General features: G+C 62.9%; 18 protein-coding genes. 4 read left to right on the plus strand and 14 right to left on the minus strand.

Annotated elements, in window-relative coordinates; translation table 11 throughout:
* The first annotated feature begins 30 nt into the window (after positions 1–30).
* Genes C5L14_RS00255 through C5L14_RS00265 form a run of 3 tightly spaced genes read left to right on the plus strand, consistent with a single transcriptional unit; the run spans position 31 to position 1,593 of the window.
* Positions 31–321 (plus strand): hypothetical protein, encoded by a 291-nt coding sequence (locus C5L14_RS00255; RefSeq protein ID WP_245443140.1) that lies wholly within the window; start codon positions 31–33, stop codon positions 319–321.
* A complete protein-coding gene (locus tag C5L14_RS00260; protein WP_105860034.1) occupies positions 318–1,196 on the plus strand; it encodes a cytochrome c oxidase assembly protein in 879 nt (292 codons plus the stop codon). Before C5L14_RS00255 ends, C5L14_RS00260 begins: the two co-directional genes overlap by 4 nt.
* Positions 1,177–1,593, plus strand: coding sequence for a c-type cytochrome (locus C5L14_RS00265; RefSeq protein WP_105860035.1), 417 nt, complete (start codon positions 1,177–1,179; stop codon positions 1,591–1,593). The genes C5L14_RS00260 and C5L14_RS00265 overlap by 20 nt, the downstream gene beginning before the upstream one ends.
* 163 nt (positions 1,594–1,756) lie before the next feature.
* Here the strand turns inward: C5L14_RS00265 and C5L14_RS00270 are convergent, their stop codons facing one another.
* The 10 genes from C5L14_RS00270 to C5L14_RS00315 all read right to left on the minus strand — a co-directional run bounded on the left by C5L14_RS00270 (position 1,757) and on the right by C5L14_RS00315 (position 10,913).
* A complete protein-coding gene (locus C5L14_RS00270; protein ID WP_105860036.1) occupies positions 1,757–2,266 on the minus strand; it encodes a ferritin-like domain-containing protein in 510 nt (169 codons plus the stop codon).
* A gap of 186 nt (positions 2,267–2,452) precedes the next feature.
* Positions 2,453–3,469, minus strand: a complete 1,017-nt coding sequence (locus C5L14_RS00275; protein ID WP_105860037.1) for a Gfo/Idh/MocA family protein — start codon at positions 3,467–3,469, stop codon at positions 2,453–2,455.
* Positions 3,466–4,422, minus strand: a complete 957-nt coding sequence (locus C5L14_RS00280) for an MDR/zinc-dependent alcohol dehydrogenase-like family protein (RefSeq protein ID WP_105860038.1) — start codon at positions 4,420–4,422, stop codon at positions 3,466–3,468. Before C5L14_RS00280 ends, C5L14_RS00275 begins: the two co-directional genes overlap by 4 nt.
* Positions 4,423–4,521: 99 nt before the next feature.
* Positions 4,522–4,785 carry a hypothetical protein gene (locus tag C5L14_RS00285; RefSeq protein ID WP_105860039.1) on the minus strand — a complete coding sequence of 88 codons (264 nt, stop codon included), beginning with the start codon at positions 4,783–4,785 and terminating at the stop codon, positions 4,522–4,524.
* A gap of 170 nt (positions 4,786–4,955) precedes the next feature.
* Positions 4,956–6,371, minus strand: a complete 1,416-nt coding sequence (locus tag C5L14_RS00290; RefSeq protein WP_245443143.1) for a Coenzyme F420 hydrogenase/dehydrogenase, beta subunit C-terminal domain — start codon at positions 6,369–6,371, stop codon at positions 4,956–4,958.
* Positions 6,368–7,435: a polysaccharide pyruvyl transferase family protein gene (locus C5L14_RS00295; protein ID WP_105860041.1), complete on the minus strand. Its 1,068-nt coding sequence runs from the start codon at positions 7,433–7,435 to the stop codon at positions 6,368–6,370. The genes C5L14_RS00290 and C5L14_RS00295 overlap by 4 nt, the downstream gene beginning before the upstream one ends.
* 25 nt (positions 7,436–7,460) lie before the next feature.
* A complete protein-coding gene (locus C5L14_RS00300) occupies positions 7,461–8,390 on the minus strand; it encodes a beta-xylosidase (RefSeq protein WP_105860042.1) in 930 nt (309 codons plus the stop codon).
* Positions 8,387–9,145: a TIGR04290 family methyltransferase gene (locus tag C5L14_RS00305; RefSeq protein ID WP_105860043.1), complete on the minus strand. Its 759-nt coding sequence runs from the start codon at positions 9,143–9,145 to the stop codon at positions 8,387–8,389. Before C5L14_RS00305 ends, C5L14_RS00300 begins: the two co-directional genes overlap by 4 nt.
* Before the next feature lie 68 nt (positions 9,146–9,213).
* The gene (locus C5L14_RS00310) at positions 9,214–9,813 is read right to left on the minus strand and encodes a histidine phosphatase family protein (RefSeq protein ID WP_105860044.1); all 600 of its coding nucleotides are present in this window, start codon (positions 9,811–9,813) and stop codon (positions 9,214–9,216) included.
* On the minus strand, positions 9,810–10,913 hold the full coding sequence (locus tag C5L14_RS00315) for an inositol-3-phosphate synthase (RefSeq protein ID WP_105860045.1): 1,104 nt from the start codon (positions 10,911–10,913) through the stop codon (positions 9,810–9,812). Before C5L14_RS00315 ends, C5L14_RS00310 begins: the two co-directional genes overlap by 4 nt.
* Before the next feature lie 159 nt (positions 10,914–11,072).
* Between C5L14_RS00315 and C5L14_RS00320 the strand changes: the two genes are divergently transcribed.
* Complete coding sequence (locus C5L14_RS00320) at positions 11,073–12,800, plus strand: hypothetical protein (protein ID WP_105860046.1); 1,728 nt, start codon at positions 11,073–11,075, stop codon at positions 12,798–12,800.
* Here C5L14_RS00320 and C5L14_RS00325 read toward each other — a convergent pair.
* The 4 genes from C5L14_RS00325 to C5L14_RS00340 are packed head-to-tail and all read right to left on the minus strand — an operon-like array spanning position 12,790 to position 17,159.
* A complete protein-coding gene (locus C5L14_RS00325; RefSeq protein ID WP_105860047.1) occupies positions 12,790–13,821 on the minus strand; it encodes a UDP-glucuronic acid decarboxylase family protein in 1,032 nt (343 codons plus the stop codon). The two genes, C5L14_RS00320 and C5L14_RS00325, sit on opposite strands and share 11 nt — an antisense overlap.
* A gap of 16 nt (positions 13,822–13,837) precedes the next feature.
* Positions 13,838–14,941: a CgeB family protein gene (locus C5L14_RS00330; RefSeq protein WP_105860048.1), complete on the minus strand. Its 1,104-nt coding sequence runs from the start codon at positions 14,939–14,941 to the stop codon at positions 13,838–13,840.
* A complete protein-coding gene (locus C5L14_RS00335; protein ID WP_105860049.1) occupies positions 14,941–16,035 on the minus strand; it encodes a CgeB family protein in 1,095 nt (364 codons plus the stop codon). Before C5L14_RS00335 ends, C5L14_RS00330 begins: the two co-directional genes overlap by 1 nt.
* Positions 16,032–17,159 (minus strand): CgeB family protein, encoded by a 1,128-nt coding sequence (locus tag C5L14_RS00340; protein WP_105860050.1) that lies wholly within the window; start codon positions 17,157–17,159, stop codon positions 16,032–16,034. The genes C5L14_RS00335 and C5L14_RS00340 overlap by 4 nt, the downstream gene beginning before the upstream one ends.

A 17,159-nucleotide genomic window follows, 5' to 3' on the forward strand; every position in this document is an offset into this window, starting at 1 on the left:
ACATCCTGGAGCGGTCTTCTAGCCGGGCCCTTGGCCTGGGCCACCTCGACGCAGCTGAACTACGCGCTGGTGCCCTGGCAGTGCGATCATCGGGTCGCCGTTGTGCTTCCCGTGGCACTGCTGCTTGCTTTGATTTCGCTTCTGGGCGGTGCGTCGTCCTGGTGGGCCAAGCGCCGGAGCGGCGCTGGTTTGCAATCGGGCCGCAAACGCAGCACCGAGAATTTCATTGCTGATCTCGGCATATTGGCGGCTCTTCTGTTTGCCCTGGTCATCGTCATGCAGGGCAGCGCCTCGCTCGTTCTCGACGGGTGCCTGCGATGAGACCCGACCCGTTCTTCTCCACCTCGATCTGCTACGGTGCCGGCGCGCCCGACCCTGGTTGGACGCTTGCGTTTCCCATCACCCTGCCGCTGGTGGCGTTGGCTCTCATCTATGCTGTCGGGGCGAGGCGATTGTGGAACCGCAGCGCCCGAGGCCGGCCCCGGCTCATACGGCGGGCTCTGGTGTTCACGGCTGGATGGAGCGTGCTGACGGGAGCACTGGTCAGCCCGATCCATGCGCTTGGCGAACAGGTCTTTGCCGCGCATATGATCGAGCATGAACTGCTGATGGCGGTGGCAGCGCCACTTCTCGTCGCCTCGGCCCCGGCGGCAGCCCTGATCTGGGCGTTACCCGCTCCGCTCCGGCGCCTCGCAGGCAGGCTCACACACGGCGGCGCTCCAAAGGCGGTCTGGGCCTTTCTCACTTCGCCGCTCAACGCCACCATCATTCACGGCATCGCAATCTGGGCCTGGCACATACCGGTTCTGTTCGAGGCGGCACTCGAGCGAGGCGTGCTGCATTATGCTCAGCATGCGAGCTTCCTCGGCACAGCCTTGCTGTTCTGGTGGGGGCTCATGCCGCGCGCCGGCACACGGCACAGCTATGGCAGCGCCGTATTGCATCTCTTTGTTACATCGCTTCATACCGGCCTGCTCGGCGTCCTGCTGCTGCTCTCACCCAGACCCTGGTATATGGAGAACGCCGCCGGCGCCGGGCTGTGGGGGCTGACGCCGATCGAGGATCAGCAACTCGCCGGTCTGGTGATGTGGGTTCCCGCTGGCCTCATCTATGGCGGTGCCGCTTTGCTGCTGGCAGGGCTGTGGATCCGAAAGAATGGAAGCAGGGAGGTGGTGAATGCCCCCCGCCCAGTCTAGATCTGCCGTGAAGGCCGCCGGCGTTCTCATTCTCCTGATAGTGCTGGTCGGGACGGTGATCTGGTGGTCCGCTCAGGGCGAACATGGCACGCTCGAAGCGGATTCGGCCACCGGCGGCGTGGCCGCACGGGCCATTCCCATCATGGCGGCAAATGGCTGCTCTGGTTGTCACACGATTAAAGGTGTTCCGGGTGCGAAAGGCCAAGTCGGCCCGCGGCTCGATGCCAGCTTTGCCGACCGGGTCTTCGTCGGCGGCGTGCTGGCGAACAATCCGAAGAACCTGATCCGATGGATCCGTGCTTCCAGGGAGATCAACCCGCACACCGCCATGCCTTCGACCGGGATCACCGAGCAGCAGGCGCGCGACATCGCCGCCTATCTCTACGCCTTGAAGTGATCAGCGCGAAAGCTCGGAGCTCCGTCCGCGGCCGGACAATGCCAACGCTGAAAGCCCGCCTTGGTTTCAAACCAAGACGGGCTTCCGAGACTCAATGGCTGGAGGCGAGGCTGGCCGGCGTTCTCGCCGAAACACGCCGCGGATTTCTGACGCGCTGTCCAAGTCAGCGCTTTGCGCTCTCGCTTTCAGCTTCCGCGCGTATCAGGAACTTCTGAGTGACCTGTGGCAGGTTATCCTTCAACCACGCCGCCATCGCTTCCTCTTCGCGCAGATTTTGCTGACAGACGCGAACGATCTCCGTTTCGCCTGCCGCCTCCGCCGCCGCGATTAGAATGGTGTAGGAAGCAATCTCCATGTGCTCGAACGTATAGCTGGCGAGCGATCCCTTCATGACCTCGTCGCCGGCGAATACGCCGCTGATCGACTGCGCCATCGCGGTCAACTTGCCGCCCACGTCCTTGAGCATGGAGGAACCTTCATCCAGACCATCCAGGCAAGCTTTCAGCCGCGCGGCCTGCTCTTTGGTTTCTTCCAAATGGTTGCGAATTCTATTGCTGAGTTCCGGATAGTTCTCGATGCGGCTCAATTGACCTGACAGCATCGTTTCAGCTTGCTCTTCCATGGCATGCGCGTCCCTGAGCCACTGGACCAGCCATTCGCGCGATTCAGACATTGGTTCTCTCCATGAGTGAATGCGCCCGAACCACGCGCGATGCGGATTGTTCCTTCCAAGCTTGTGCGAAGTGGGGCCGGCCCATTTCTTTTCGACGGCAGGTTCGTATAGACGGGTTTCGGAGCCGCGTTCGACTGTCGAGACGGTTCCCTGCCATGAGAAATAGCGTCATTGCGGCAGGAAACTTCACAAAGCGTTTTCATAAATGCTGTCGAGAACTTGCGAAACACGCAGGAACTGCTCGGCCGCAGGGTCAAAGCCATGCCCTGCTGCGAGGCGACCGGCCCAATCCACCGCCGCGCGTCCGCCCCAATGGTCAGGGGGAGACGCAATCACCTCGCAATGCGTGCCGCGGCGCAGTTCGGCTGTGAAATCGTAAAACGACCCGGCGGCATTCTGGAACGCCAGCGAACCCTTCGTGCCATGGAACGTGGCGGAGATCACCGCGTCGCAGCCGGCGTGAAGACGCCACGAGCAGGCGAGACGGGCGACGGCGCCCGTATCCAGGCCGAGTGTCACGACAGCATAGTCCTCGACCTGACTGTGTCGGTTTTCCAGTCTCTGCCCGGCGGCAAAGAGATCGGCCGCCACCGAAATTGCCTCGGGGAAGTCCTGCATCCACAGCAGCAGGTCGACGAGATGGACCCCCAGATCCATGACGCAGCCACCGCCCGACAGAGCTGGATCGTAAAACCACGGCTTGTCGGGGCCGTATGCGTTGTGAAAGACCAAATCTGCCGTGTAGACGCGTCCGATCGCCCCGTCTTGAATGAGATCTCGAATGAGCCTTGTCGCGCGTGTGTGCCGATAGGAAAAATCGGCGCCCAGGAGCCGGTCGCGGCGGCGTGCGGCCTCCAGGACCGCGGCGACTTCACCGGCATTACGTCCGAGTGGTTTTTGACAGAAGACCGCGATGCCGGCGTTCAACGCGGCCATCGACTGCTCCGCGTGCAAGGCGCTCGGCGTTGCAATCAAGATGCCGTCCGGTTCGGCGGCGAGAAGTTGTTCGAAGCTGTCGACGACATCGGCGGCAGGAGCAAGCTCGCGCGCCGCGGCAATCATCTCGGATGAGGGATCGCAGAGTACACACGAGAGGCCGAGGCCGCTCGACAGGACCGCCTCCATCCTGTTCCGGCCGATCCATCCGACACCGAGAAAACCCAGGCGCGGTGCCCTTGCGGCAGACGCGGCTCCCGGAATCATTGCAGTTCCACCAGCGCCTTGATGAACCCGTCCTTGTGCTCGCGCGTGGCGTCGAGCGCATCGCCCAGCCTCGAAAGCGGGTAGCGGTGCGTATAAAGCCGGTCAGGTGTAAGAACACCCGTCTGCACGGCCTCGATGGCCTCCTTGATACCGCGGATATAGACGTTTCGATCGCGCTCATGCGCGTTGATCACGTCGATGCCCTTCCAGTTCCATTGCTGCATGTTGATCTGTCGCGGGCCGTCCTGATGGTAGCCCGCTATGACGAGCCTCCCGCCTTCGCGCACGAGTTCTCCCGCCATGTCCAGCGGCCATTGTTTCCCCGTTGCCTCGATCACGCGATCGCAGAGCGCAGCGCCGGTGAGCTCTGCCACTTGTTTGATGACGGCGTGATGATCGACCATGGGTATCAGCGTGGAGGCGCCCATGGCGCGGGCAAGCTCCAGGGAAGACTGGCGTCGAGAAATGGCGATGACCTCGGCCCCGGCATGCGTTGCAAGCTGGACCAACAGCGCGCCGAGAAAGCCGATGCCGATGATGGCGATGCGCTCGCCCGGATGGATGTCACTGCGCCGCAAGATGTTCATGGCGCAGCCCAGCGGCTCGCCGGGAAAAGCCGATCCGGCAAGGGATGGCGGCAGTTCGACCAGGGCCTCGGCATCGCCGACATCGTACTCGGCATAGCTGTTGCCGAAGAGTGTCGCTACCCGGCTGCCCACGCGGACGGACCCGACATCCGGGCCGATTGCATCGACAATGCCCCATCCCTCATGCCCGAGAGCGCCGGGATCGGTGGGGAATGTCATCCATTCCGGCCCTTCCCAGGGCGTGATGTTGGAGGCGCACACGCCGCACCCCTCGAGGCGGACGCGAACCTGCCCCGGACCGGGCTGCGGCACGGAAACGTCCCTGATCACGATCTGGCGAGGCCCGGTTACGACGGCTGCCCGCATCGATTTCACCGGGTGCCCCGCATCGGCCGGCCTATCAAGCACATCGAATGTCACGCATTCACCTATGGCTGGAGCCAAACAAGAGCGGCGATAAACAGCTCAGTTGCGATTGACGAACTTGTTGAAGCGGCTCGTCTTGCCGTTCGCGGTCTTGTCCTGATGCAGGAAGGCAAGCTCATTGTCGTCGAAGATTTTGAAGAACTCCTCCCAGGAAATTTCTTCGAACTCTTCCTCCGCCTCGCCGAAATCGATCCTGAGCACGCCTCCCTTGCCGGATGTCTTGATCCGGGAAGGTCGCCCCTGCCTTGCCTCAGCCCATTTGCGGATTTGGTCGTGATCGGTGGTGGTCGTCGCTTCGCTCATCTCGCTTCTCCATCAACACGCAGACCGAACCTGAAAAGGCGAGGTTTGTTCCTGGTCCTGCCCGATGCTTTCCTCAGCTGAAGGCCCTCCGAGCTTTCCGGCAGTATGACTGTTCGCGGGGGCGAGCCCTTGCCGTTCAGGTCGGCCTTGTTCCGTAACGCAGCCGCTTGTCAGCTTTTGCTGCCGGAAGGCGGCAGGTCACCGAGCAATCGGTCGCAGAGCCCCCCGACCCGGCCCCGGGAATAGGCGAGGGCGCGATAGAGCCCGAGCACGGTCTTCGCCCAGAAGAGATAGATCGGGGGACAGCCCGTCATCCGGGCGAGACGAAACATCCTGTGGCTCCATCTCGAGATGGCGCGCCGGAGAAGATAGATGAGCTTGCGCCGCGTTCCCAAACCATGTCGACATGGATCGACGCGCTTGCGCAACGGCAGGCGGTCGCCGCGTCTGTCGAGCCGAAAGGCGAGCCCCTCGCGACGCTGCCTGAAACCGGCCGCCTGGGTGTCGTGGACAAAGCCGGCATCCACGGCGCGCAGCCGCAGGCGTCCTTCGCCATTGGCCTCTTCGAGCAGGCGGTGGAGGCACGCCGAGCGCACGACGACAATGTTGGTGCCCCGGCCATCGGACGAGTATGGCTCGACCCAGGCATCGCCGAATGAAATGTCGGCCGTTTCCGCGACGACATCGTCACAGAAGTCGCATGCCGAGTTCTGAAAGAAACCCGATCCCCAGTCGCCGTCGACCAGATGCCACCAATCCTTGCGCCGTCTCTCTCCGCTGCCAAGGAGGAACTGCGCCGTGTACCAGTTGGCCGGGCGGTCCGTATCCTTGATCCGATAGTCGATGGCGGTGACGGCCTGGAGGTCAACCTGCATCTGCCAGGCAAGGCTCTCGACGAAACGAGAACTTTTCATGTGGCCGCAGACAAGGCCCAGTGTGAAGGCGATGCGCTCACGCAGCAGCGGATCTTCGATCCGAAGCAGATTGACGGCCTTGATGAAGCAGGGGATGCCGATGACGGCGTATTTGCCCGGCTCGGCGCGGATGATGGACAGCGCCGCAGACAGCTCGACTGGGTAATAGCGCGACTTCGCCCCCCCGCGGACCTCCTTCAAGGTGCGAGAAACTCGATAGCGGAAGTGGCGACCGTCGGTATGAGGGTCTTCGCTGGGTGCGACATGGACGATACCGTCGACCAGGCCCCGTTTCAGCAGCTCGGCGGCAACCCAGCTGACCATGCCGCCCGAACTGCCCTCGGCGCGAAAGCCTTGTTCCTCGGCGTGACCGACATAGGCTGCTTCAAAGCGGCCTATGTGCCCGTCGATGTGGCTTGCGGAAGGAAACTGGATCGTCGCCAGCTCGTCCTCGTTCATCGACGCTGGTGCGAACGGGCAGGTTCGGCTGAACGTTGGAGAGCGGGTTGTGAGCCAATCGCCGCCGCTGGGCTTCAACTGACCGTATTTATCCCAGGTCATTTCGGCAGCACGGCCACCCTCCTGAGCGACACAGCTTCCGCAACCGATGCACAGCCCGGCCGACACGATTTCGGCTGGGCTGACAATCCACTCGCTCCGCTCGACCTTCATGGCGCCACCGCATGCCGGAGATAGTCGAGCGATCGGGCGCGCAACAGATCCAAACGACGGCGAACCTCTGGACCGGGAGGGGCTTCGAGCAGACCGGGGACAGTCCCGACATTCGCTTCGGTGACCAGGTTCAAGGGGCTGCCGGCCGTTTGCATCAGATCGCGCACCTTGTTGGCGCGATAGTCGGAGGAGACGCAGGCAAAGGGCTTTGCATTGAGCAGCGCGAACACACAGCCATGGAAGAAATTGGTGACGACGGCGGTGGCGCCAGCCATCAACGTCGCGAAGCGTTCGGGGCCGGCGGCGATCTGCTGCGCATCGGCCCAGTCATTGCGATAGCCGACACTGACGAGGCGCAGTCCGGAGGAGGACGCCCATTTTGCCGCCGCCGCGGCGAACCATTTTGGGAAGCCGTGGCCATAGACGGCCACGTAAGGCGTTTCGGTTTCGATGGGGCCGCGGTCGATGACAGATGGAAACAGCAGGCATGGGTCCACTACGACTTCGGGCGCCACACCGAGTGCCCCACGTACGAGTTGCTCACTGTTCTCATCGCGCACGGATATCGCGGTAAAGTTGGCCAGGAGCGCAGCCCATTGGTCCGGCAGACCGTCTGAAGCTGGATGGTTGCCGAAGCTGGCGGCATAGGCCACGAGACGGTCCGTTTTCAGGCCCTTCCCGTAAAAGATCGGATATCCCCCATACCAGGGATGACGAAGGTTCCAGACCTCGTCGCTGCCGACGAGAACGATATCGAATTCTTCCGCCAGGTCGGGGTCTTCAGTCGAAAAGGGCATCGACAATGGGAGCCTGGCAAACGCATCGAAAAACTCTCGCGTCTTGAGCGCGTGGGTCCGCCTGTCTCCGCCAAGGCCCCTCGAGGAGGGCTGCGGCTGGAGAGCGCATCGCCACTCCCGCCGGTTCGCCTTGGTCGAGCTATGGTCGAGCAGAACCGCATCATGTCCCATGGCACGCAAGCCTTCGACAAGGCAGCGCGCCTGCCAGTAGGAACCGTAATTGATGCAGCGGTGGAAAGTCAGCACGCCGATTCTGTGCAAAGCCATCGCATGCGCTTTCGTTTGCAGGCCGTCACCCGGCTGGCAGCGGCTCCATTGCCGGGGTGCTGGCCTGCGCGGGGGCATATCGCCGGATCATCGCCGCACAAAAGCGTGCGAATTCGTCCGGGACGAGAGGGGGGCTGGTATGATGGGGCATGAACCCCCGATGCTCGGGCGTGAAGCAGAAGGTCAGCGTGACGTCGAAATCAGCGAGCGCGGCCATCTGGCGGTCGAACCAGTCCAGCGCGTTGGGACGAAAGCTGTCCGCCCAGGACAGCCCGGTGCGCAGATAGGTGACGCCCAGCCGTTTCATCCAGGCCACGGCTTCGTCGAGCCGCGGGTCCTCGTAATGGAACCATTGAACCAGTCCCATCGCCGGCGCGTGGCGTGCAAATGCATCGAGTGCGGGCTTCGGCGTGCCGTCCTCGCGCAGGAGGCCCATGTAGAAGTGGCGGTAATAGGACGAGCCTTCGGCCTCCCGGTGCCGTGTCGTGGCTCCCCAGGCCATCGGCAGATCGTAAAGGCTGTACCATTGGATGCGCGGGGCCTGCCCCAACAGGAGCTCGGCGGTGCGGTCCAGCCCCCAGACTTGAACCTCTTCCGCTCCGAAGGTGGAGATGCCGACTTCGCTGACCCAGATCGGAAGATCGGTCACGGTCCTGATCTCGTCGAGCTTCTGCGGCCATTGGTGAATTTGCCAGAGATTCCAATCGAGAGGAAAGCCGTGCACGGCGACGGCGTCGACATGGTCCAGCACACCGAAATTCTTCATGCGGCTCATGAAGCCAGGATCGATCGGAGAGATCCCGCCCAGAACCCTGGTCAGATGCGGATTCTCGCGCGTGATCGCATCCGCCGCCAGCATCGCCATTTCCGCAAACCGGCTCCAGTCCGGGTCGAGCTCCGGATCCCAGTGCGACTTGTTGTTCGGCTCGTTCCAGATCATCGCCGCTTCGATCATGCCTTTGCTCCTGCGGCCGGGTAGACCGCGCCTTCGCCGCCCGGCCGGCCCGCGGGCCGGCACACATAGACTTCCGTTTCGGGGTGAGCCTCGATTTCGAAACCGGCGCTGCGAAGCATGGCTTGCGTGCACGCGCGATTGGGTATCCACCAATTCGTCGGATCGTCGGCATAACGATGCTCGATGAAGTGCAATTTCGGAAAGGAGGCGTCTTCGAACAGATCCTCGCGCCAGAAATGATAGTTCTCTTCAACTGCGGCCACCTCGTCGCTGCCGCGCTGCATGGACTGAAACACCAGGAGATCGCCGACCACATGGTCCCGGACCAGGTCGAGCGCGAGGAGGGGGTGCCGCAAATGGTAGAGAACGCCCATGAAGAGAACGATGTCGAAGCGTTCGCCGAGCGCGCCGACGTCATAGACCGAAAGCTGCCGGAATTCGATCTCGGTTTCCGCCACCTCGGCAGCGAATTTCGCCTGGGCGAGATAGGCCTCGTCGAAATCGATTCCGAGGACACGCTCGGCGCCTCGCCGCTTCATCTCGATCGAATAGAAGCCGGCATTGCAGCCGATATCCAGCACGGTCTTGCCGGTCAGATCGGCCGGGATCGCATGAGCGAACTTGTTCCATTTGATGAAAGGATAGTTGCCCAGGAAGTGATCCGGGGCGGTAGAGACGCCTTCCAATTCGATGTTGTGGAACCAGGGTCCTAATTCTTGGATGCGTTGCCTGATCACCGAGCTGGACATCCTCATGCCGTATCTCCTTGGAATGATTGGTGCAGTCGCGCGTGCTGCCGGCGAAGGTCATCCCCGTTTGAACGTCATGATATGGTTTCGTTCAGCCGGACCAGCTTGGCATGGTCGCCGGACAGGGCCATCACGCTGACCGAGGCCGGGTCTATATCGAAGCGGAACACCCCGTCCAAAGGCAGGCCCAGCGCGTTGCATATCGCACATTTGATGACGTCGGCGTGGCTGACCAGGACGACATTTTCGCCGGCATAGCGCAGCGATAGAGCGCGCATGCATGCGCATGCACGCTTTTGCACGGCACCCATGCTCTCTCCGCCCGGCGTCACCGCGATAGGGCGCTGCTCGTTCCAGCGCCGCCAAGCGGGGTCCCGGCTGAGTTCGTTGAACGTCCTGCCCGACCAGGATCCGAAATCGATCTCGTCCAGATCGTTACACAACTCGACCGGCCCCACCTCGCATGTGACCGATACGGCCTGCGCGGTCTGCTGGGTGCGCTCGCGCGGACTTGAAATGATCGCCGCGAAGCGCTCGCGACGCATGCGCTCGGCCAACCGGAGCGCCTGCGCCCGTCCTGCAGATCCCAGGAACACATTGGGAGTGCGACCCGCGAGGTAACTGCCGACATCATCATGCGCGGCATGGCGCAGCAGGAAGAATGTCGTGGTCATTCGGCCGCCTCTGCCGGTTCCGCAGGCACGCCGGCGATGAAGTCCAGCGTTCTCTGCCGGGCTTCGGCGTCGGTGAACTGGCGCGGCGGGGATTTCATGAAATAGCTGGCTGGCCCTTCCAGGACCCCGCCGACACCGCGATCCAGAGCAAGTTTGGCGCAGCGGATCGCGTCGATCACCACACCCGCCGAATTCGGTGAATCCCACACTTCAAGCTTGAGTTCCGCATTGAGGGGGACGCCGCCGAAGGTGGTGCCTTCCAGCCGGATATAGGCCCATTTGCGGTCCGACAGCCACGGCACGTGGTCGCTCGGTCCGACATGGACGTTCTCCGGCTCCAAAGGCACGTCGAGCTGGCTCATCACCGATTGGGTCTTGGAGATCTTCTTCGATTCCAGGCGCTCGCGCTCCAGCATGTTCAGGAAATCGGTATTGCCTCCGAAATTGAGCTGGTAAGTCCGGTCGAGCCGGACGCCTCTTTCCCTGAAAAGATTGGCCAGCATGCGGTGCACGATGGTGGCGCCGACCTGGCTCTTGATATCGTCGCCGATGAGCGGGAGATTTTTTTGTTTGAACCTGGCGCTCCATTCCGGCCGCGAGGCGATGAAGGAAGGGATGCAGTTCACGAAAGCGCAATTGGCGGCAAGGGCCTGTTCGGCATACCAGGCCGTGGCCTGCTCCGACCCGACCGGCAGATAGGAAACCAGCACGTCGGTCCGGCTGTGGCGCAGGATCTCCGCGACATCGACCTCGGGAACGTCGGCTTCTTCGATCGGACCGCGAAGATACCTGCCGATACCATCGAGCGTCGGCCCGCGTTCCACGGTGACGCCAGTCGGCAATACCTCGGCAAAACGAGCGGTGTTGTTCGGCGGCGCGAAGATGGCCGCGGCGACATCGCTGCCGACCTTGCTCTGTGCCACGTCGAACGCGCAGGCGATTTCGATGTCCTCGGGTCTGTAGCCTCCGAGCTGGACGTGCATGAGGCCCGGCACGGGTTCGTTGTCGTGGATGTCCCGGTAGAAGGTGATCCCCTGAACGAGCGAAGACGCGCAGTTGCCGACGCCGATGATGCCGATACGAATTTTGCTGCGCGCCATCGGTATGCCTCGCATGGTCATGGCTGGAAACGATCTTGCCGGCCTAACCGGGACACCCCAGGAATGTTCCTTCCGACCGCGCGGTTATTCCTGAGGCGTCAGGACGGATCAAATCCGGCGTCGGGCTGTTGGGCGACTCCACGACTGTGAGAGAGCCGAATGATCGTCTATGGCGATTTTGAGCGACGCGAGGATGCGGCCGACGTGAAAGCCTGCGTCGCGAAAGCCCTGCGGCATGCGGGACGGCTTCCTGCTGGGATAGATCGCCATGCCGCTCTGGTCGGCGCCTTCATACGTGCGGCTGAACTCGTGCAGGGCATTGCGGATGCGGAGTTCGGCAGGCGGGGACGCGACCTTCGCTCGGCGCCCCAATCCAGCGGCGCGCGACTGCTCCTGAAAATGGCCGAGGCGATCGATCTTTCCTGGACGAACACGAGGGCCGGGGCCGCTGATCATGGCACCCTTGTACTGCTTCTTCAGGAGATTCATTTCGACGGCTTGATTAAAACCAGGACCGGCGAGGGCTTCGCGCATTATGCGCTCTATCCGGAAAGCTATCTCGAAGCGGCGCGCAGCTCAGGCCTCGCCGCCAACAGCTGCGTCATCGGCATCAGAAGCATAGGGATCGGCCTGGGAGCGCTGGTCGCGGCCGCGCTCCATGCAGCGCCTGCCATCAGCGTGCGGCCGGTCGGCCACCCCTTCGATCGGAAGATCCATGCCGATCGCGACCTTCTCGAGGAGAAGGTGGTCGATAGATCGGTGGCATTTGCGATCGTCGATGAGGGGCCCGGCCTCTCCGGCAGTTCGTTTGCGAGCGTCGCCCGATGGTTGCTCGAGCAAGGCGTCGAGACGCATCGTATTCACTTTTTTCCCAGCCATGAGGGACAGCCGGGTTCGAGCGCATCCCCCGAGACAAGGGCGATCTGGGACTGCGTCACGCATCACCCGGCCTCGCGTCACGATATCGTCTTCCATTCCCGCGGGCTGCGACACTGGGTGGAGGAAAAGATCGGTCCCGTCGATGGAGATCTGCGGGACCTGTCATGCGACCACGTGATGGCCGCACCTGTATGCCCGCCCGAAGATGGCCGCTTCGCACGCCGCAAGCTGATCGCCCATGCTGCCGGGTGGCGCTGGCTGGTGAAATTCGCGGGCCTCGGCGACGTCGGCCAGCGCAAATTTCACGATGCCTCACGGCTTGCCGCAGCCGGATTTGGGCCCGAGACGGTCGCGCTCTGCCACGGGTTCATCGTGCAGAAATGGGTAGAGGGCCGGCCGCTCGACGAGAGCTGTGTCGACCGCAATGCATTCCTGCGGCGCTTGGGTGACTACCTGGCATTTCGGGCGCGCCGCCTGGGCGGATCCGGACCGGGCGCTTCCCTGCAGAAGCTCGGCGAGATGGCAATGCACAACGCGGCGCAAGCGCTCGGAACAGAGGCTGCCGCCTTGCTGGAGCGGCGGCTTGCGAGCCTGGATGTGCTCCATGATCGCGTGCGTCCCATCCGTTCGGACAACCGTCTGCATGCCTGGGAATGGCTGATTACGCCGGGATCGATCCTCAAGCTCGACGGTCTCGACCACTGCGAAGGCCACGACCTCATCGGCTGCCAGGACATCGCCTGGGATGTGGCCGGCGCCATTGTCGAGCATGGCCTCGAGCGCCGCGAGGTCGCGGCGCTGTGCCGAAGGGTGCAAGCGGCCGGCGGTGCCACCCCTGACCCCGATCTGATCTTCGGGCTATTGCCCTGTTATCTCGCGTTCCAGCTTGGCCTATGGGCCACCGCCACGCCGGCGGGGCCGCAGGCCAAGGCTCTGGCCAATACCTATGAAGAGAGCCTTGTCCGCTGTCTGCGGTCGGATATCTGCGGTACGCCTGTCAGGGATTGACCAATCCGAGATCCGAAGCCGTCCCATTGTGGAGAGTATGAGGCTCGACGAGCGGCACCTCGCTCTCCGTCTCGGTTTCCATGAAATATCGGATGGTCTTCGCCAGTCCATCATGCAGCGATGTGACAGGTTTCCAGCCAAGCATCCTGTCGGCCCTGGCGATGTCGGGCTTGCGTCGCCTGGGGTCATCGACGGGGAGGGGAAGGAACCTGGTCACGGATTTGGAGCCGGTCATCTCGAGCACCAATTGCGCGAGCTCGCGCACCGTGAATTCAGCAGGGTTGCCGAGATTGATCGGACCGTCTGGCGCCGGATCAATGGCCATCAGCCGGATCAGGCCGTCCACCAGATCGGAAACGTAACAAAAGGAGCGGGTCTGCGAACCGTCGCCATAGAGAGACAGCGGTTCGCCCTTGATGGCCTGGACAACCAGGTTCGAAACCACGCGCCCATCCTGGGCGTGCATCCTTGGTCCGTAGGTGTTGAAGATGCGCGCCACCCTGATGTCGGCACGGGCGGCGCGCAGGAAGTCGAAGCACATTGCCTCCGCCGCCCGCTTGCCCTCGTCGTAACAGGCGCGCGGCCCCGTGCAGTTGACGCTGCCGGTGTAGCTCTCCTTCTGCGGATGCATCTCGGGATCGCCATAGACCTCGCTGGTCGACGCCTGCACGAAGCGGGCGCCCTTACGCGCTGCCAGGTCGAGCAGATTGAGGGTGCCGACCACGCAGGTCTGCATCGTATGGACGGGATCGGCCTGATAGTGCGGGGGCGAGGCCGCACAAGCGAGATTGTAGATCTCGGCAAGGTCCCCGTCATGGTGGAACGTGGTGCAGATATCGTGCTCGACGAGCTTGAAACGCGGATGGTTCTGCATCGAGCGAAGATTGGCCATGTTTCCGGTCAGGAAATTGTCGAGGCACAGGACTTCACGCCCCTGCGCGAGAAGGGCCTCGCACAGGTGGGATCCCAAGAAGCCGGCGCCGCCGGCGACAATGATGGTTTTGGTCTTATTGCGGGACATTCGACGTCTCCTGAGGTCATGCGGCTCGGGAGCCGGTTGACGGCTCCTGCTGGCAAGGTGCGGTGAGATGCGCGACGAGCTCCCGCGCGCGGGCTCGGCCGGTATGCGAGGTCAGCACGATGTCGCGCGCACGCGCGGCGACCTCCCGTCGGCTGGCCTCGTCGATTGTGTTCAACAGCTGACAAACATCGTCGGTCGTCTCTGCGGCATGAATGGCCTTGCCCGCCGGAAACAGATCTTCCAGGCCGGGCCAGCGGTCGCTCACCACCGGGCACCCGCATGCGGCCGCCTCGAACAGCCGCACGCTCGGCGACCAGCCAGCCGCGATCATGTCGGCGCGGGTAACGTTCAACGTATAGCGCTGGCGGCTATAGAAGGAGGCGTGTTCGGAAGGCGGCAGGTGCGCCAGCCGATCGACATTACGCGGCCAGGACATGCCGGAGGGATATTGGGGACCGGCCACCACGAAACGGTGGCCGGGCATGCGTGTGGCGACATCGATCAGCAGGCGCTCCAGCGTCGGCTGCCGGTCCGGGCTATAGGTCCCGAGATATCCCAGATCCCAGACCGGCTCTTCGCCCGTTGGCGCATAGCGCGTCTCGTCGACCGAACAATAAAGCGCTTCCGCCCGTTTCGCCCCGAACTGCAGGCGGAGGCGTTCAAGTGTCGGCCCGCCCGTGAAAGAAAAGTAGATGTCGAAAAGCTTGATTTGATGGCCGGCTATGTATTCGTTATCGTGGGATGCAAGTTTGGCCAGAGTCACCGGCGTGTCGATGTCATAAAAGCACAGGCTGCCGGTTGAGAGTGCAGCCGCGGTTTCTATGACCGCAACGCCTTCGGGCACGAATGAGCCGACGACGATGACATCCGCTGCTCGAAGCAGGGCGCGATGTTCGGAGCGGAGCTCCGACACGGAAGCGTAATAGCGCAGATCGCAGAAATCCGGCTGCTGCAGATCGCGGTTGTCCCTGTACCACGGCACATCGCGTTCGAGGAACGTGATCTCGTGGCCCAGAGCATGGAGGCCGCGGAGCAGTGCCCGGAAAGTCGTGGCATGCCCGTTTCCCCAGGACGATGATAGGGAAAGCCCCAAGAAGAGGAATTTAGCGGGCGTTTTCATCACTCTGCCGCCTTTATCGAAGGCCGTTTCGCAAAGCGCCGGAATGTCTCATCGGCCATGGCGGCGCGCCTTGTGTAGGTATGTTCGGCCAGCACCCGGCGAAGGGCCGCCGCCCCGATGGCCCGCGCCTGCTGCAATGTCAGGGTGGCGAGGATCTCGGTCACGTCCTGCCCATCCCGGGCGACCAGGATCTCCTCGTCGGGTTTCAGGAACAGCTCGATGCCGATCCAGGCATCCGTTATGAGGCAGGCACCCGCGCCGGCTGCTTCGAAGACGCGGGTCGCGGGCGAGAACCCGTTGTTCGCCATGCTGTCGCGGCTGATGTTGAGGACGGCCTTGGGCGTGACGTTGAAGGCGTTGTGGTCGCGGGTTCCGACGTGATCGATCCAATGGACATTCGAGGATTTGGGCTTGTCACCCCAGCCCGCGCCTCCAAGCAGAAACGTCTTGGCGGGATTGCGCGCTGCGGGCTGGAGGAAAAAGGTTTCCACCCGTTTTTCGCGATCAGGCAGGCGGTTGCCGAGAAAGCCGAGTTCGGCCGCAAAGCGATCGTCTGGTTGGACGGGGTGATGGGTGTCGGGATCGAGCGCATTGTAGATGGGAATGCAATGGGCGGCTCCCAGTGCCCTGTAGGCGTAGACGACAGGGTCGCCGCCGCCATAGGTCAGCACGAGGTCGATTTTGCGCAGCGAGCGCAGCAATGGGTGGTCCGGCTCGTCTCTAAGTTGAGCCAGGGTCGCCGGAGCGTCGACGTCCCAGAACACTTTCAACGCATCCGGACGCGCATGGCGCAGAACTTCCAGCAACAAGGCCTCGTCCTCGAAGCCGACACCGCTGGCCTTGACCACGATGTCGGCTTCCGCCGCCCGCGCCGTGACCTGCGCCAGCGCTTGCGGCGTAGCATCGTAGACGACGACAGAGCACCAATCAGGACAGTCGATGTCGCGGTTCTTTTGCCTGTCATAGACGTCCGGCTCGTAGAAAGTAATCTCGTAACCCAGGCCGGCGAGTGCCTTCAACAGGCCCCGGTAGTAGGTCGCCGCTCCGTTCCAATAGGAGGAAAGCAGGCTCGAGCCGTAAAAGGCGATCTTCATTGCACGCTCTCCATAGCCGGCTGCTGATCCGGGATACGCCGCTGATAGGGGCGGAGTATCGCCAGCAGTTCGTCCACCCGGTGGGCGCAGGTGTGACGCGTTTTGATCGTCTCCAGTCCATGCGCGGCGAGCGAGCGGGCAAGCTCCGTATCGTGCAGAACGTCCCGCAACATTTTCTCCATGGCCGCGCCGTTGCTCGCAAAGAGGAAATCGACGCCCGGGCGGAACAGGTCTTCCGTGTCTTCCCATGGGGCCGAAATCAATGGGATGCCGCAGGCCAGCGCCTCGAACATGCGAATGGTCGGAATACCGGGAAGGCTTTCGACATAGGGCCGGCGCGGGATATGCACGGTTGCGCGATGGCGCGCGAAGGCTTTCGGCACTTGAGCGTTCGGAATCCAGCCGCGAAATCGGATGCCGGCATTCGCGAGCACCGCGAGTGCGGTGGGAGGATAGCGGACGCCATGCACGTTGGCGGAAGGCCCCAGGCGCCGGACAGGCTCGACCAGATAGTCGGCGATCTCCGCCGAACGTTCGCCGTCGCCCCAGTTGCCGATCCAGACCAGGTCCGTGTCCCGTTCAATCTCGGGATGGGAATGAAAAAGAGAAACGTCCGCGGCTTCGTGCCAGATATGCACCTGCCTGCCCCAGCCGTTGCGCAGATAGCGCTCGCGCAGCGTCTCGCCAAAGGCAAGGACCGCGTCATAGTCCTCGAGTGCGAGCGACGAGATGGTGGCGGCCTCAGAAACCGCACGGTGATGGGTGTCGTGGAACAACAGAATGAAGCCGGTGCTGCGCCGCCTTGCCATGCCGATGCGTCTGACGAGCTCCGGATCGGTCCATTCGTGGACGATGACGATGTCGGCCGAGGCGAGAAGCGCCTCGTGATCGAACGCAGCGTCGTAGGAAACAGACTGCAGGCTGGGGAAGTCGGCGGCGAAGTTGGCAACGGCCCGCTGGCCGGCTTCGGCTATCAGATTGGCACGGCTCCAGCCATCGGCGGGCTCGAGCGCCACGGCATCGTGGCCCCGCGAGACCAGTTCGCGCATGACGCCGCGCAGGAAATGGGCATTGCCATGGTTCCAGTCCGAGACAAGCGAGTGCGTATAGAAGACGAAGCGCAT

The organism is Labrys okinawensis (assembly GCF_002982075.1).
Classification (GTDB): domain Bacteria; phylum Pseudomonadota; class Alphaproteobacteria; order Rhizobiales; family Labraceae; genus Labrys; species Labrys okinawensis_A.

Excerpts from the sequence above, each read along its gene's own strand:
- C5L14_RS00320 (WP_105860046.1), top strand. The coding sequence starts at position 11,073 with ATGATCGTCTATGGCGATTTTGAGCGACGCGAGGATGCGGCCGACGTG.
- C5L14_RS00280 (WP_105860038.1), bottom strand. The coding sequence starts at position 4,422 with ATGCGGGCAGCCGTCGTAACCGGGCCTCGCCAGATCGTGATCAGGGAC.
- C5L14_RS00295 (WP_105860041.1), bottom strand. The coding sequence starts at position 7,435 with ATGGCTTTGCACAGAATCGGCGTGCTGACTTTCCACCGCTGCATCAAT.
- C5L14_RS00325 (WP_105860047.1), bottom strand. The coding sequence starts at position 13,821 with ATGTCCCGCAATAAGACCAAAACCATCATTGTCGCCGGCGGCGCCGGC.
- C5L14_RS00335 (WP_105860049.1), bottom strand. The coding sequence starts at position 16,035 with ATGAAGATCGCCTTTTACGGCTCGAGCCTGCTTTCCTCCTATTGGAAC.
- C5L14_RS00300 (WP_105860042.1), bottom strand. The coding sequence starts at position 8,390 with ATGATCGAAGCGGCGATGATCTGGAACGAGCCGAACAACAAGTCGCAC.
- C5L14_RS00290 (WP_245443143.1), bottom strand. The coding sequence starts at position 6,371 with ATGAAGGTCGAGCGGAGCGAGTGGATTGTCAGCCCAGCCGAAATCGTG.
- C5L14_RS00260 (WP_105860034.1), top strand. The coding sequence starts at position 318 with ATGAGACCCGACCCGTTCTTCTCCACCTCGATCTGCTACGGTGCCGGC.
- C5L14_RS00305 (WP_105860043.1), bottom strand. The coding sequence starts at position 9,145 with ATGAGGATGTCCAGCTCGGTGATCAGGCAACGCATCCAAGAATTAGGA.
- C5L14_RS00270 (WP_105860036.1), bottom strand. The coding sequence starts at position 2,266 with ATGTCTGAATCGCGCGAATGGCTGGTCCAGTGGCTCAGGGACGCGCAT.
- C5L14_RS00315 (WP_105860045.1), bottom strand. The coding sequence starts at position 10,913 with ATGGCGCGCAGCAAAATTCGTATCGGCATCATCGGCGTCGGCAACTGC.
- C5L14_RS00275 (WP_105860037.1), bottom strand. The coding sequence starts at position 3,469 with ATGATTCCGGGAGCCGCGTCTGCCGCAAGGGCACCGCGCCTGGGTTTT.
- C5L14_RS00340 (WP_105860050.1), bottom strand. The coding sequence starts at position 17,159 with ATGCGCTTCGTCTTCTATACGCACTCGCTTGTCTCGGACTGGAACCAT.
- C5L14_RS00330 (WP_105860048.1), bottom strand. The coding sequence starts at position 14,941 with ATGAAAACGCCCGCTAAATTCCTCTTCTTGGGGCTTTCCCTATCATCG.
- C5L14_RS00310 (WP_105860044.1), bottom strand. The coding sequence starts at position 9,813 with ATGACCACGACATTCTTCCTGCTGCGCCATGCCGCGCATGATGATGTC.
- C5L14_RS00285 (WP_105860039.1), bottom strand. The coding sequence starts at position 4,785 with ATGAGCGAAGCGACGACCACCACCGATCACGACCAAATCCGCAAATGG.
- C5L14_RS00265 (WP_105860035.1), top strand. The coding sequence starts at position 1,177 with ATGCCCCCCGCCCAGTCTAGATCTGCCGTGAAGGCCGCCGGCGTTCTC.